Genomic DNA, 14,295 nt, shown 5'->3' on the forward strand with positions numbered 1-14,295 from the left:
GCGCCGGGACGTACGGCTGTCAAATTTTGACGCTATGAAACCTCTCCGGCCCGCCGGGGAGGTTTTTTCGTGCTTGCCGGTGATTCTATCTTGTTGATTGGTTCTAAATAGGTTCTATAGTGTGCTCATGGATAGAACCAGTCTGATAGCGGAGCTGAACAGCCGCGGCCTGCGTGACGCGGCGCTGACCGGGCCGCTTTACAAGCGGCTAGCGCAAACGCTGACCGGTCTCATTCAGGAAGGATTGCTGAAGCCCGGCGCGGCGCTGCCGGGGGAGCGCGATCTTGCCGAGGCCTTGAAGCTCGGCCGCGTCACCGTGCGCACCGCCTATCGCGATCTGATGGCATCCGGCGCACTGGAATCGCGCCACGGAAGCGGTACTTTCGTATCGAGCAAGGTGGAGCGCATGGAGCAGTCGCTCTGGCGGCTTTCCTCCTTCTCGGCCGACATGCGCTCGCGCGGGCGTCAACCGGCTGCAAAGATATTGTCACGGACGGTCAATACGCCGTCGCCGGACGAATCCTTCCTGCTCGGGCTTGGCGGCGATGAACCGGTGCTCAGGCTCGACCGGTTGCGTCTCGCCGACGGCCTACCGCTGGCGATCGAACGCGCCGTGGTGCCGATCAAATTTTTGGGCGACGATGCCGGCGGCGAGGGATCGCTCTATGATGCGCTGACGGCCAACGGCCACAGGCCGGTGCGGGCGCTGCAGCGGTTGACCGCTGTCACGCTTGATCCGTCCTCCGCGGCGATGCTGAACGTCGATGCCGGCGCGCCGGCGCTGCTGATCGAACGCGTCTCGCGCCTGGAAGACCAGCGCGTCGTTGAATACACCCGCTCGCACTATCGCGGCGATGCCTATGATTTCGTTGCCGAATTGAGAATCGGAGATGACCTATGAGTGAGAACCAGTCGCTGATGCTTCAAGAAGCGGGCCAATCGCCGGAGGTGGTGGCCACGCTTCTCGAAAAGGAAAAGCCGGTCTTTGCCGAGATCGCCCGGCTGTTTTTGTCCACCCGCCCGAGCGTAGTGACGACGGCGGCGCGCGGCTCCTCGGACCACGCCGCGACTTTCTTCAAATATCTTTTCGAGATCACCTGCGGCGTCCCGGTCGCATCGGTCGGCCCGTCGATCGCTTCGGTCTACGGTGCTGCCCTCCACCTGAAGGGTGGCGTTCATTTCACCGTCTCGCAGTCGGGCGCCAGCCCCGATATCGTCGCATTGCAGGATGCGGCCAAGAAGGGCGGCGCGACGACGATTGCCGTCGTCAACGTCACCGACAGCCCGTTGGCGAAGCAGGCCGATATCGTTCTCGGCCTCAATGCCGGCGCGGAAAAGAGCGTCGCGGCGACGAAATCCTTCATTGCCTCGGTCGCTGCCCTTTCCGGGGTGACGGCTGCGATCGGCGGCGCCACCGAGCTGCAGGCCGCACTCGGCAAGCTGCCGGAGGCGCTTTCGGCCACCGCGGGGATCGACACGGCGACAGCCGAAGAGGTGCTCTTCAACGCGACCTCGCTCTATACGGCCGGCCGCGGCCCGGCCTTCGCGATCGCGCTCGAAGCGGCGCTGAAGGCCAAGGAAACGTCCGGCCTGCATGCCGAGGCCTTCTCGTTGGCGGAACTGATGCACGGTCCGATGCGCCTGGTGCAGCCGGGCTTCCCGATCGTCGCCTTTGCGCCCGACGATGCGGCCTTCGCCAATAATGGCCAGGCGCTGGAGCGTCTGCAGAAGCTCGGCGCCACCACTGTCGGTTTTTCCACGCAGCCGCTTTCCGGCGTCAATCTGCGCGTGCCGACGACGGGCAACGGCCTGGTCGATCCGCTGGTGTCGCTGCTCGTCTATTACCGGCTGATCGAGTCGGTGACGCGGCGCAAGGGCTTCGACCCCGACAGGCCGGCAAACCTGCTCAAGGTGACGGAGACGGTCTGATGGCCCGCAAGATCTTCGTCGGCGCGCGTATCTTCGATGGCGAGCGCTTCCATGACGACAAGGCACTCATCGTTGCCGATGGCCGGGTCGAAGCGATCGCTGCTGGAAACGATCTGCCGGATGGCGAGACGGTGACGCTTTCCGGCGGCGTGCTGTCGGCCGGCTTTATCGATGCGCAGGTCAATGGCGGCGCCGGGCGAATGCTGAACGACGAACCTTCGGTTGCCTCGATGGCGATTATCGCCGGCGGGCACCGGCCCTATGGCACGACATCGCTACTGCCGACGCTGATCACCGATACGGCTGAAGCGTCCATTGCCGCGATCGAGGCGGCGACAGAAGCGGTGAAAGTGAACCGTGGCGTCGCCGGCCTGCATCTCGAGGGCCCGCATCTGGCGCCGGCCCGCAAAGGCGCGCATCTGGCCGAACTGATGCGGCCGGTCGAGGATCGCGACGTCAAGGCCTTCATCCAGGCGCGCGAGGCGATCGGCGCGCTGCTCGTCACCATGGCGGCCGAGCAGGTAACGGTTGCCCAGGTGCGCGAACTTGCGGAAGGCGGCGTCACCGTCAGCATCGGCCATTCCGATTGCTCGAGCGAGGCGGCGGCGGAACGTTTCGATGCCGGCGCGCGTGGGGTCACGCATCTTTTCAACGCCATGAGCCAGATGGGGCACCGAGCGCCAGGCCTCGTCGGCGCGGCGATCGACCATCCCTCGACCTGGTGCGGCATCATTGCCGACGGTCACCACGTCGATCCGAAAGCCCTGCGCACGGCGCTGCGCGCCAAGCGCGGCGAAGGCAAGCTGTTCTTCGTCACCGATGCGATGTCGCTTGTCGGGTCTGAGAAGGATTCGTTCACGCTGAACGGGCGCACCGTCCGCCGCGAAAGGGGCGGCTTCTGCTCGAAGCTGGTGCTTTCCGACGGCACGCTGGCCGGGTCCGACGTCGACATGATCTCGACGATCCGCTACGGCGTCACTTATCTGGACCTGACGCTCGCCGAAGCCTTGCGCATGGCGACGCTTTACCCCGCCCGTTTCCTCAGGCTTGCCGATCGCGGCCATCTCTCGCCGGGCGCGTGCGCCGATCTCGTGCATCTCACCGATGCGCTTGCCGTCACGGCCACCTGGCTTGCCGGCGAAGCGATGTGACCTCAAGGAGACGTGGGATGACCGACATCACCAATGCCTATTTCTCCAACCTGATCGGCCGGCTGGAAGAATTGAAGCAGACGCTTGCCGAGCCGATGGCGCAGGCGGCTGAAGTCATTCTCGATGCTGCCCGCGGCGACAAGCGCGTCTACGTCTTCGGCACCGGCCATTCGCATATGCTGGCGGAAGAGGTGCATTATCGGGCCGGCGGGCTTGCCTTCACCGTGCCGGTGCTCGTCGGCTCGGCCATGCTGCATGAGGGGGCGGTCATCAGTTCGGTCTATGAGCGTACGCAGGGCCTGGTGCGGCCGATGTTGGAGCGATACGGCATGCAGCCGGGCGACGTCATCATCATCGCCTCCAATTCGGGCGTGAACGCCGCGCCGATCGAGGCCGCCGACTATGCGCGCGAAATCGGCGCAAAGGTGATTGCCATCACGTCGATCGCCTATTCCTCGGCGATCGCCAATGGCCGCCGGCGGCTTGCCGACGCGGCCGATGTGGTGCTCGACAATGGGCTGCCGCCGGGGGATGCCGTTCTCGATCTGGAAGGCACGGGGCTTCGGGTTGGGCCGGTCTCGACGGCGGTCGGGGTGACGGTCATCAATGCGATCTTCGCTGAAGTCGCCTCGGAGCTTTCAAAATCCGGTGATGCGCCGGTTTATCTCAGCGCCAACATGCCAGGTGCCGCCGAGATCAATCAGAAGCTCGTGCGGAAATACCGGCCGCGCAACCCGCATCTCTAAAGCGCGTCGCATCGAATTTGATTCATGCAACGCGCTTTCGTTTTTTATTCTTATGCATGTCGTTATCCCGGAACCGCTCCACACTTCCTGATGACATGCATTAATCGGAAATTCCCTGTTGGCGGCGGATACAAAAAAGCCGGTCGAGACCGGCCTTTTGCATGCAATGAGAACCAGGATCAGTCCTTGGCGCGTTCGACGTAGGAATTGTCTTCCGTCGCGATGACGACGCGGGTGCCGGCATTGATGTGCGGCGGCACCATGGTGCGTACGCCGTTCGACAGCATGGCCGGCTTGTACGAAGACGATGCCGTCTGACCCTTGACGACCGGCTCGGTCTCGGTGATTTCGAGCGTGACGTGGCGCGGCAGTTCGAGCGCCAGCGGAATGCCTTCATGGATCGACAGGATGCAGGACATGCCTTCCTGCAGATAGGCCTTCTGATCGCCCATGGTTTCGACATCGACCACGACCTGATCGTAGTTGCCCGGGTTCATGAAGTGGAAACCTTCGCCGTCTTCATAGAGATACTGGAAGGAGACGTCCTCAACGAAGGCGCGCTCGACCTGTTCGGTGGTGCGCCAGCGCTCGGAGACCTTCACGCCGTCGACGATGCGGCGCATGTCGACCTGGGTGACCGGCGTGCCCTTGCCCGGGTGAAAGTTCTGGGCGGTGAGAACGACGTAGAGCTTGCCGTCGACATCGAGAACGTTGCCCTTGCGGACCGAAGAGGCGATGACCTTGACCATAAGACTTCCTTGTAACTCGGCTTTCGGCGTCGTAGATGACTGTCGAGACGCCTCTGAGACGCAAATATTTTTCTTTGGGGCGCAACTAACCTAAAATCCGGGAAATAGCCATCCCCATACCGGCTTCTCCGGAGAAGAAAGCTTGGAATGAACTCTTCGGCGAAAGCGTCCCCCTGGTGGACCCCGTCCGTGCATGCCGATCGCCGCCCGTTCCTCGTCGGGCGCAATGCGATCCAGGCGGCGCTGCGCGGGTTTTTCGCCCGCGAGGATTTCATCGAGGTGGATACGGCGACGCTGCAGATTTCGCCGGGCAACGAGGCGCATCTGCATGCCTTCGCGACGGAAGCGCTGACGACGGACGGGCAAAGGGCGCCGTTTTATCTGCACACCTCGCCGGAATTCGCCTGCAAAAAGCTGCTTACGGCAGGCGAGGAACGTATATCGTGTTTTGCCCATGTCTATCGCAACCGCGAGCGCGGGCCGCTGCACCATCCCGAATTCACCATGCTCGAATGGTACCGGGCCGGCGAAAGCTATGAGAGCCTGATGATGGATTGCGTGCGGATCCTGGCGCTTGCCGCCGAAACGGCAAAGACCGAAAAGCTCGCCTATCGCGGCGGCGAGAGTGATCCTTTCGCCGGCCCGGAGCGGATCAGCGTTGCCGAAGCCTTCGAGCGTCATGCCGGCATCGATCTTCTCGCCTCGGTCGCCGCCGACGGTTCGACCGATCGCGATCATCTGGCGGCCGAGATGAAGCGTGTCGGCATGCGTGTTGCGGATGACGACGGCTGGGCCGATCTGTTCAGCCGGGTGCTGGTCGAAAAGATCGAGCCCCATCTCGGCTTCGGCCGCATCACCATCCTCGACGAATATCCGGTCTCGGAGGCAGCGCTTGCGCGTCCCTCGGCGCGCGATCCCAGGGTTGCCGAGCGTTTCGAGCTCTATGCCTGCGGCGTCGAACTTGCCAACGGTTTCGGCGAACTCACCAATGCTGCCGAACAGCGGCGGCGGTTCGAGATCGAGATGGCCGAGAAAGCGCGTATCTATGGCGAGACCTATCCGATCGACGAGGATTTCCTCGCCGCACTTTCGCTGATGCCGGAGGCAAGCGGCATCGCGCTCGGCTTCGACCGGCTGGTGATGCTGGCGACGGGAGCGTCGCGCATCGATCAGGTGCTCTGGGCGCCGGTCGCGGAGTATGGAAGATGAATGTCGTTAAACCGGTCAAGAGCGTCGACGATCTGGTAATGGCGGGGCTGGTCGCGCCGGCCGATCGCAGAGCGCTCGAGGAGGTTGCCGCGCGTTACGCAATTGCCCTGACGCCTGCTATAACCAGGCTGATCGATCGCGCCGATCCTGATGATCCGATCGCGCGTCAGTTCGTGCCCGACGCCGCCGAACTGACGGTCTTGCCCGAAGAACGCGCCGATCCGATTGGCGATCAAGCCCACAGCCCGGTGGAAGGCATCGTTCACCGCTATCCCGATCGCGTGCTGCTCAAGGCCGTGCATGTCTGCCCGGTCTATTGCCGTTTCTGTTTCCGGCGCGAAATGGTCGGGCCGCAGGGTCTCGGCACGCTCGATGCGGCGGCGATGCAGGCGGCCTTCGACTATATCAGAGGCCACGAGGAGATCTGGGAGGTCATCCTCACCGGTGGTGATCCGCTGGTGCTGTCTCCGCGCCGCCTTCGTGAGATCATGGAGGCGCTGGCGGAAATTGCGCATGTGAGAATCGTGCGTTTCCACACCCGTGTTCCCGTCGTCGATCCCAACAAGATCGACGACGCATTGATCGCCGCGCTGAAGGCGAGCGGCAAGACGGTCTATGTGGCGCTGCATGCCAATCATGTCAGGGAACTGACGGCGGAAGCGCGTGCCGCCTGCGCCCGTCTGGTCGATGCCGGCATCGCAATGGTCAGCCAGTCGGTGCTGCTCAAAGGCGTCAACGACGATCCCGACGTGCTTGCGGCGCTGATGAAGGCTTTCGTCGAAATCCGCGTCAAACCTTATTATCTGCATCACCCGGATCTGGCGCCCGGCACGGGCCATTTCAGATTGACGATCGAGGAGGGACAAAGGATCGTCGCCGCGTTACGCGGGCGGATTTCCGGGCTATGCCAGCCGACCTACATCCTCGATATTCCGGGCGGTTACGGCAAGACGGTTGTCAGCGGCAGCACCGTGCAGGCCAGGGGTGACGGATGTTACTCCGTCTCGGATTATCGCGGTGACGAGCATTCCTACCCGCCTGTGGGATGACGCAAAGCGGCGCTTTGCGTGTCATTTCTGTACTCGCCGCGGCGAAAATTGCGTCGAGCGTCATCGCTGGCACCGGGGTAAGGCGTTGATTTCAAATCAATATTATAGCTCTGGCCACTGCAATCGCTAAAATCCTAACTGTGAGCCTTAGTCATATTTAACGCTATAAATTAGCGGAATGTTCTGTTTTCCGCACTAAAAGAACGCTCATGACAAGGCGATGAACGCCGGTTCGGGATCATGAGAATCTTGGAGTGATGGGATGAATAAGACAATCCGCGACCTCGTAGCCAAATTCGGCAAACTTCCTGCGTCGATCGACCAGGTCGCCGACGATGCCGATCTTTATGCGGCAGGTCTGACGTCCTTTGCTTCGGTGCAGCTGATGCTTGGTATCGAAGAAGCCTTCGACATCGAATTTCCCGACAATCTCCTGAACCGCAAATCCTTCGCGAGCATCTCGGCGATTGCCAGGACGGTCGATCTCATTCGGGACAGCCGGAAGGTCGCCTGATGAATTTCCCCGTCAAGATCATGCAGGACGGTCTTGTCGCTCGGGTCGCCCGCGTCGCCGAAATCGCGGCGAAACACGCCGATGCCGTCGACGTCGAAGCCCGCTTCCCCAGGGAAGCCGTGGACGCCATGAAGGCCGAAAGGCTGCTCGGTATCCAGGTGCCGCGCCAATTCGGCGGCGAATCCGCCTCGGTCACCGAGATAGCCGAATTGTGCTCGATGCTCGGTCAGGCCTGCGCTGCAAGCGCCATGGTCTTCGCCATGCATCACATCAAGCTGTCGAGCCTCGTCGAACACGGCGCCGACAGCGAATGGCATGGCGACTTCATGCGCCGCATTGCCGCCGAACAGTTGCTGATCGCATCGGCCACCACCGAGGGCGGTATCGGCGGAAACCTGCGCAACAGTATCTGCGCTGTCGAGGTCGACGGCGATACCTGCCGCCTCGAAAAGGATGCGACCGTCATTTCCTACGGTTCGCATGCCGACGCCATCCTCATCACCTCGCGTGCCCATGCGCAAGCGGCTTCCTCAGACCAAGTGCTGACGGCCTTCCTCAAGGACCAGTACACGCTCGAGAAGACGCACGCCTGGAATACGCTCGGCATGCGTGGCACCTGCTCCGACGGTTTCCTCTTCAAAGGCGAAGCGCCGGCGCATCAGATCCTGCCGAAGCCTTTCGCCGAGATTGCGGCGCAGTCGATGCTCGCCTCCTCGCACCTCTTATGGAGCGGCGTCTGGTACGGCATCGCGGTCGACGCGGTTGCGCGCGCCCAGGCTTTCGTGCGCACCGCTGCCCGCAAGGCGCCGGATACCCAGCCGCCCGGCGCCCTGCGCCTCGCCGAAGTCTCGAACCTGTTGCAGATGGTCAAATCCAACGTGGTTGCCGGGCTCAAGGCCTATGAGGATGCAAAGGCAGATGTCGACAGGCTGTCCTCGATGGGCTTTGCCGTGGCGATGAACAACGTCAAGATCGCCTCTTCCGAGACGATCCTGGAGATCGTCAATCATGCCATGCTGATCTGCGGCATCATGGGCTACAAGAACGGCACGCCCTTCAGCCTCGGACGCCATCTGCGCGATGCGCATTCCGCTCAGCTGATGATTTCCAACGACCGCATCCTCGGCAATACGTCGAGCATGCTTCTAGTCCATAAGCAGGACACTAGCCTACTGGGGTGACAGTCATGGATATGCAGACCTCGTTTCTCGACCGGCTTTTCGAAGCCGGGCTGCTGATCGATACGGGCATCGACGGGCTCTATGGCCGCAGCGGCCAATTCGAAGAGGTGATCGCTGCCTTCGAGCGTCTCATCGACAAGGTCGGCGGTGGCGACGGTGCGGAGGCCATGCGCTTTCCGCCCGGCATGAATCGCGCCTTCTTCGAAAAGAGCGGCTATATGAAGAGTTTCCCGCAGCTTGCCGGCACGGTGCACAGCTTCTGCGGCAGTGAACTCGACCATGTCAGCCTGCTGCAATGCATGGAAGTCGGCGAGGACTGGACCAAGGGGCAGGAGGCGACCGATATCGTGCTGACGCCGGCGGCCTGCTATCCGCTCTATCCGACGGTTGCCAAGCGCGGCAATCTGCCGAAGACGGGCGGCCTCTTCGACCTGCAATCCTATTGCTTCCGCCACGAGCCGTCGAAAGATCCGGCCCGCCAGCAGCTGTTCCGCATGCGCGAATATGTCTGCATGGGCACCGAAGAGCATGTCACCGATTTCCGCCAGCGCTGGATGGATCGCGGCGTCGAAATGATGAAGGCCGTCGGCCTCGATGTAACGATCGATATCGCCAACGATCCCTTCTTCGGCCGCGCCGGCAAGATGCTCGCCAACAACCAGCGCGACCAGAACCTGAAATTCGAGCTGCTGATCCCGATCACCTCGACCGCCAATCCGACCGCCTGCATGAGCTTCAACTATCATCAGGATGCCTTCGGCACGAAATGGGGCCTGAACCTTGAAGACGGCAGCGTCGCGCATACGGCCTGCGTCGGCTTCGGGCTGGAGCGCATCGCGCTTGCCCTCTTCCACCATCACGGGCTCGACGTGAAGGAATGGCCGGCCAACGTGCGGAAAGCGCTGTGGGGCTGAGCCGGTCGATGACATCGGTATTTTCGGGGATCGACCCGGAAACCTACCGTCAGCACGCGCTGCATTCCAGCGAACGCGCCTGGCCTGAAACCAATTGTTACGTCGATCTCTGGATCGAGGTGCTGGCGACCTCGGGTGTTGCACCCGAGGCGATGCTCGGGTTCACCCTGACGCAGGATTTCGAGGGCGACCAGTTCACCTTCTTCAAGGTGCCGCTCGAGGATCTCGACGCGCTCTATGGCATTCGCGCGACCGAGCTTGCCATCTACGACCGTGTCGAACGCCATGTCGACGTGCAGATCGCGCGGGGCCGTCTATGCCTGGTCGAGATGGATTCCTTCTACATGCCGGATACACGCGGCACCGCCTACCGGCAGGAGCACGGCAAGACGACGGTTGCGATCAACCGGCTGGACGTTGCGGCCAAGCGCGTCGATTATTTCCACAATGCCGGCTATTTCCGCCTCGAAGGCGAGGATTTCGACGGGCTGTTCCAGCTGCAGATGACGGAGAACGAGCCGCCGTTCCTGCCCTATACGGAATTTGCGCGGTTCCCGGAAAAGCCTGCTGAAGAAGTGCATCTGCGCGCGACCGCCCGGCGGCTTGCCGGTGTTCATTTCAACAGGCGCCCGAGCGAAAATCCGATCCGCGCCTTTGCAGCTGTCTTTCCGCAGCAGGTCGAAGCAGTGGCGGAGCGGCCGTTCGGCTTCTTCCACAAATATGCCTTCAATACGCTTCGCCAAGTCGGCGCCAATTTCGAGCTGGCGGCCGATCACCTCGCCTGGCTCTCCCCGGATGAATTCGCCGCCGCCGCTGAGCATGCCCGGCGCATTTCGGATACGGCGAAATCGGTGCAGTTCCAGCTTGCCCGCGCCATCGCCCGCCGGAAGTTCGAGCCGCTGCAGGTAGCCCTTGATCCGGCCGCCGATGCATGGGATTCCATGATGACATCGCTTGCGGAGCGAATCTGAGGCCGGAGATCTGACCATGCGGGGGCGTTTGGCAAGCATCGGTGCCGAGGAAAGCCTGCTTTCCGAAGGCTGGAACCTGATCCTGACGGAGCCGGGCGCCTGCGCCGTGCCGCATGACATTCCGCTTTCTGCGCAATTCATTCCCGCCCCCGTTCCCGGCACCGTTGCTGCAGCACTCGAAAAGGCCGGACTGTTCGACCGGGAAAATCCAGAGCCGTTGAACACGCGGGATGCCTGGTATCTCTGCCGGCTGTTCGATGCCGAGCCGGGTGAAGCGATCCTGCGTTTCGCGGGACTTGCCACGCTTTGCCATGTCTTTCTCAACGGCCAGGAGATCCTGTTTTCCGAGAGCATGTTCACGGCCCATGAAATCCCGGTGACGCTTGTGGGGGCGACGAACTGGCGCTGTGCTTCCGGGCGCTCGGCCCCCGCCTGTCGGAACCCGGCCCGCGTGCACGCTGGCGGCCGCAGATGATCACGCCGGCGGGTCTCAAAAATTTCCGCACGACGCTGCTCGGCCATATGCCGGGCTGGTGCCCCGATATCCATGCGGTCGGGCCATGGCGGCCGATCTCGCTGGTGCAACGCAAGCCCGTCTCGATCGACAATATCTCCGTCCGCGCCGTGTTGGATGAGAACGGCGTCGGCCGTCTTAGCGTTTCCCTGCACAGCAATGCCGAGGATCCGAAAATGCTGCTGCGCTGCGGTGGCATGGAGCAGCCTTTCGAGAAGATCGGCGACAGTCATTACTCGGCTATCCTCAAGCTTGCCGACATCGAGCCCTGGTGGCCGCACACATGGCCTCCCGCGTCTTTACGATTTAGCGCTGGTTTCCGACGGTGTGGATTATCCGCTCGGCACGACCGGTTTCCGGCGGATCGAGGTCGAGCGTGGCGCCGATGGCGACGACTTCGCGCTCCTTGTTAACGGCGAACGCATCTTCTGCCGCGGCGCGGTGTGGACGACAGCGGATATCGCGCGTCTGCCGGGCACGCGGGCGGATTACGAGCCGTTCCTGCGGCTTGCGGCGCAAGCCGGCATGAACATGATCCGCATCGGCGGCACCATGGCCTATGAGACACCGGATTTCTTCGGGCTTTGCGACGAACTCGGCCTGCTGGTCTGGCAGGATTTCATGTTCGCCAATTTCGATTATCCGCGCAACGACAAGGCGTTTCTCGGCCACGTGCATGCGGAGGTCGAGGAATTCCTGCACGGCGTCCAGGCCTCGCCATCGCTGGCGGTGCTCTGCGGCGGCAGCGAAATCCATCAGCAGGCGGCGATGCTCGGTCTGCCCGTGGAATTCTGGAGCGGACCAGTCACCGATGAAATCATCCCGGCCATCGTTGCGCGCATGCGTCCCGACGTGCCCTATCTTCCGAATTCGCCCTATGGCGGGGCGATGCCGTTTTCGCCGAATGCCGGTATCGCCCATTATTACGGCGTCGGCGCCTATATGCGGCCGATTGCGGATGCGCGCCGCGCCGATGTGCGTTTTGCCTCCGAATGTCTTGCCTTCGCGCATGTGCCGCAGCAAAGGACGCTGCATCGTCATCTCGACGTGCCGGCCGTCCACAGCCCGCTCTGGAAGGCCCGCGTGCCGCGCGACCGCAGCGCATCGTGGGATTTCGAGGATGTTCGCGATTTCTATCTGGAGCTTCTCTACGGCTTCGATCCGGTCCGGCTGCGGCGCGAAGATCCGGAACTTTATCTCGATTTCTCCCGCGCCGTCACCGGCGAGGTGATCGAGGAGACTTTCGCCGAATGGCGGCGCAAGGGCTCCGCCTGCAACGGCGCACTCGTCTGGACGCTGCAGGACCTCCTGCCCGGCCCCGGCTGGGGGGTGATCGATTCCACCGGCGAGCCGAAGCCGGTCTGGTATGCGATGCGCCGCGCCTTCCGGCCGGTTCAGACGGTCTTCACCGACGAGGGCACCAACGGTCTCGACGTGCATGTCGTCAACGAGACGGACGCAGACCTCGACGTGGAACTCGAGGTCGTCTGCCTGCGCGACGGAAAGCAGCAGGTCGTCAGCGGCAGCAGAGCCTTCAAGCTGGCGGCAAGGGACACGGAGCGTCTTGCCGCGACCGCGCTGTTCGGCGCCTTCTTCGATACGACCTATGCCTTCCGTTTCGGACCGCCGTCGCATGATGTCGGTGTGGCGCGCCTGCGTTCGCTGGCGGATGGCGTCGTTCTCGCCGAAAGCTTCCACTTTCCCTGCGGACGGGACAAGGCGCTTCATGAAGCAGGCATCGAGGCATCGCTCGGCAGAGATGGTGACGACTGGTTCGTCGATCTCAGGACCGACCGGCTGGCACAATCGGTGCATATCGACGTCTGCGGCTATCGGCCCGATGACGACTGGTTCCATCTCGCCCCTGGCGCAATGCGGCGGGTGAAACTCGTTGCGCTGCCCGGCACCGAGAGCGATATCGCGCCCGCAGGCGAGATCAGAAGTATAGGCAGTTCGCATCGTGTCGTGCTCTCGGGCTGACGCTCTCCGCGAAAAACGATGCCCATCCATTGAGAAAGACCGTGATTTGAGAACGACATACCGCTTTTTGCGTGCCCATGTCCTGCAGCGGCTGATCCCGCGGTCGCGTGTTGCCTTCAATCCGCGCCGGCCGGTGGAAATCGTCGGCTATCTCTCGATGGCTGTCGGCGTCGGCAGATCGGCAAGGCTTTGCGCCGGTGCTTTGTCGGAGGCGGGAAGGGCAATTTCGCTCTCCGACGTCAGCACGCATCCCGAGGAGAAGTCCTTCCCCGGATGGACGTCGTCGCGTCCCTCCGCCGAGCCGCCGGGAAGCCGGATCTGGCACCTCAATCCGCCGATGCTGCCGCGCGCCATCCTGAAGAAGGGTGTCGCGAATTTCACCCGCGCCTTCAATATCGGCTATTTCGCCTGGGAGCTGGAAGTGGTGCCGGCGGAATGGCGCAATGCCATGCATTATATGAATGCCGTTTTCGTGCCGTCGGAATTCACCCGGCGGGCGATTGCGCCGCTCACCAAGGCACCGGTCATCGTCGTTCCCCATCCGGTGATCGAGGCGCCGGCGACCGAAGGCATGCGGGAGAGGTTCGGCATCGAGAAGGACGCCTTTCTCGTCAGCTTCATTTTCAGTGCCGGCTCGTCGATCAACCGGAAAAATCCGCAGGCCGTCATCGAGGCTTTCAGGATATTTGCCGTCGAAGCCCCAGGCGCCTTCCTGTTGATGAAGGCCAGCGGCGATGTGAACAAGGATGAAGCCCTCAGCGCGCTGGTCGCCTCGGTTGCGGGCGACGCCCGGATCAGGATCGTCACCGACAGGCTGTCGAACGCCGATATCAACGGCATCATCCGCTCTTCCGATGCCTATCTTTCGCTGCATCGTTCCGAGGGTTTCGGGCTGACGGTCGCCGAGGCGATCATGCAGGGCACACCCGTCGTCTCCACGGCCTGGTCGGGCACAGCGGATTTCTGCGACCCCGGCAATAGCTGGCTGGTCCCCTCTCCTCTCATTCCCGTCGCCGATACCCATCCCGAATTTGCCGGGCTTGAGGGCGCGGTCTGGGCGGATCCGTCTCCGCAAGCCGCCGCCGCTCATTTGAGCGACATCTTCAGGGCGCCCGAGCTTGCGCGAGGAAAGGTCGAGAAAGCGCGGGAGTTCCTGCTGCACTATCTCGCTGAGAACAGCTATGAGAGGGCGCTCCAGACGTTGGCTGCGATGCAATCCAGCTAAGGTGAGGTCGTCACTCCGCTTTATTTTAACATTTTCGCATTAGAGATGACGGGTATGCGGCTTTAGAGCATGGCGCGCAAAAGTGTGCGGCGGCTTTGCGATAACGGCATGCGTAAAAACAAGAGCTAAAGCGCGAGCAGCGAATTCGAAAGATCGCAGCGCG

At 62.4% G+C, this 14,295-nt stretch carries 12 protein-coding genes and 1 pseudogene; 12 read left to right on the forward strand and 1 reads right to left on the reverse strand.

The annotated features are described in order from the left end of the window. Positions 1-127 precede the first annotated feature (127 nt). Genes ACS4RS_RS08535 through ACS4RS_RS08550 form a run of 4 tightly spaced genes read left to right on the forward strand, consistent with a single transcriptional unit; the run spans position 128 to position 3,826 of the window. Positions 128-901 carry a UTRA domain-containing protein gene (locus ACS4RS_RS08535; protein ID WP_439011319.1) on the forward strand — a complete coding sequence of 258 codons (774 nt, stop codon included), beginning with the start codon at positions 128-130 and terminating at the stop codon, positions 899-901. Then, complete coding sequence (locus ACS4RS_RS08540; protein WP_439011318.1) at positions 898-1,929, forward strand: SIS domain-containing protein; 1,032 nt, start codon at positions 898-900, stop codon at positions 1,927-1,929. Before ACS4RS_RS08535 ends, ACS4RS_RS08540 begins: the two co-directional genes overlap by 4 nt. Continuing rightward, positions 1,929-3,080 (forward strand): N-acetylglucosamine-6-phosphate deacetylase, encoded by a 1,152-nt coding sequence (gene nagA / locus ACS4RS_RS08545; RefSeq protein ID WP_439011317.1) that lies wholly within the window; start codon positions 1,929-1,931, stop codon positions 3,078-3,080. Before ACS4RS_RS08540 ends, nagA begins: the two co-directional genes overlap by 1 nt. A 17-nt stretch (positions 3,081-3,097) precedes the next feature. Next, the gene (locus ACS4RS_RS08550; protein WP_439011316.1) at positions 3,098-3,826 is read left to right on the forward strand and encodes an SIS domain-containing protein; all 729 of its coding nucleotides are present in this window, start codon (positions 3,098-3,100) and stop codon (positions 3,824-3,826) included. Between the two features lie 179 nt (positions 3,827-4,005). Here ACS4RS_RS08550 and efp read toward each other — a convergent pair whose 3' ends face one another. Then, the gene (gene efp / locus ACS4RS_RS08555; protein ID WP_003589676.1) at positions 4,006-4,575 is read right to left on the reverse strand and encodes an elongation factor P; all 570 of its coding nucleotides are present in this window, start codon (positions 4,573-4,575) and stop codon (positions 4,006-4,008) included. 147 nt (positions 4,576-4,722) lie between these two features. Here efp and epmA point away from each other — a divergent pair, with 147 nt between their 5' ends. The 8 genes and pseudogenes from epmA to ACS4RS_RS08595 all read left to right on the forward strand — a co-directional run bounded on the left by epmA (position 4,723) and on the right by ACS4RS_RS08595 (position 14,132). After that, positions 4,723-5,784 carry an EF-P lysine aminoacylase EpmA gene (gene epmA, locus ACS4RS_RS08560; protein ID WP_439011315.1) on the forward strand — a complete coding sequence of 354 codons (1,062 nt, stop codon included), beginning with the start codon at positions 4,723-4,725 and terminating at the stop codon, positions 5,782-5,784. Then, on the forward strand, positions 5,781-6,833 hold the full coding sequence (locus ACS4RS_RS08565) for a lysine-2,3-aminomutase-like protein (protein WP_439011313.1): 1,053 nt from the start codon (positions 5,781-5,783) through the stop codon (positions 6,831-6,833). The genes epmA and ACS4RS_RS08565 overlap by 4 nt, the downstream gene beginning before the upstream one ends. A 262-nt stretch (positions 6,834-7,095) precedes the next feature. After that, positions 7,096-7,347, forward strand: coding sequence for an acyl carrier protein (locus ACS4RS_RS08570; protein WP_012559298.1), 252 nt, complete (start codon positions 7,096-7,098; stop codon positions 7,345-7,347). Then, complete coding sequence (locus ACS4RS_RS08575; protein ID WP_439011312.1) at positions 7,347-8,528, forward strand: acyl-CoA dehydrogenase family protein; 1,182 nt, start codon at positions 7,347-7,349, stop codon at positions 8,526-8,528. The genes ACS4RS_RS08570 and ACS4RS_RS08575 overlap by 1 nt, the downstream gene beginning before the upstream one ends. A gap of 5 nt (positions 8,529-8,533) precedes the next feature. Continuing rightward, positions 8,534-9,442 (forward strand): amino acid--[acyl-carrier-protein] ligase, encoded by a 909-nt coding sequence (locus tag ACS4RS_RS08580; RefSeq protein WP_439011311.1) that lies wholly within the window; start codon positions 8,534-8,536, stop codon positions 9,440-9,442. Beyond that, positions 9,433-10,413: a DUF1839 family protein gene (locus ACS4RS_RS08585; protein WP_439011868.1), complete on the forward strand. Its 981-nt coding sequence runs from the start codon at positions 9,433-9,435 to the stop codon at positions 10,411-10,413. Before ACS4RS_RS08580 ends, ACS4RS_RS08585 begins: the two co-directional genes overlap by 10 nt. Positions 10,414-10,429: 16 nt before the next feature. Then, a pseudogene (locus ACS4RS_RS08590) lies at positions 10,430-12,907 on the forward strand (glycosyl hydrolase 2 galactose-binding domain-containing protein). A gap of 46 nt (positions 12,908-12,953) precedes the next feature. Then, positions 12,954-14,132 carry a glycosyltransferase family 4 protein gene (locus tag ACS4RS_RS08595; RefSeq protein ID WP_449313944.1) on the forward strand — a complete coding sequence of 393 codons (1,179 nt, stop codon included), beginning with the start codon at positions 12,954-12,956 and terminating at the stop codon, positions 14,130-14,132. The last annotated feature ends 163 nt before the right edge of the window (positions 14,133-14,295 follow it).

The sequence above is a fragment of the Rhizobium sp. F40D2 genome (assembly GCF_051810745.2).
Taxonomy (GTDB): Bacteria; Pseudomonadota; Alphaproteobacteria; order Rhizobiales; family Rhizobiaceae; genus Rhizobium.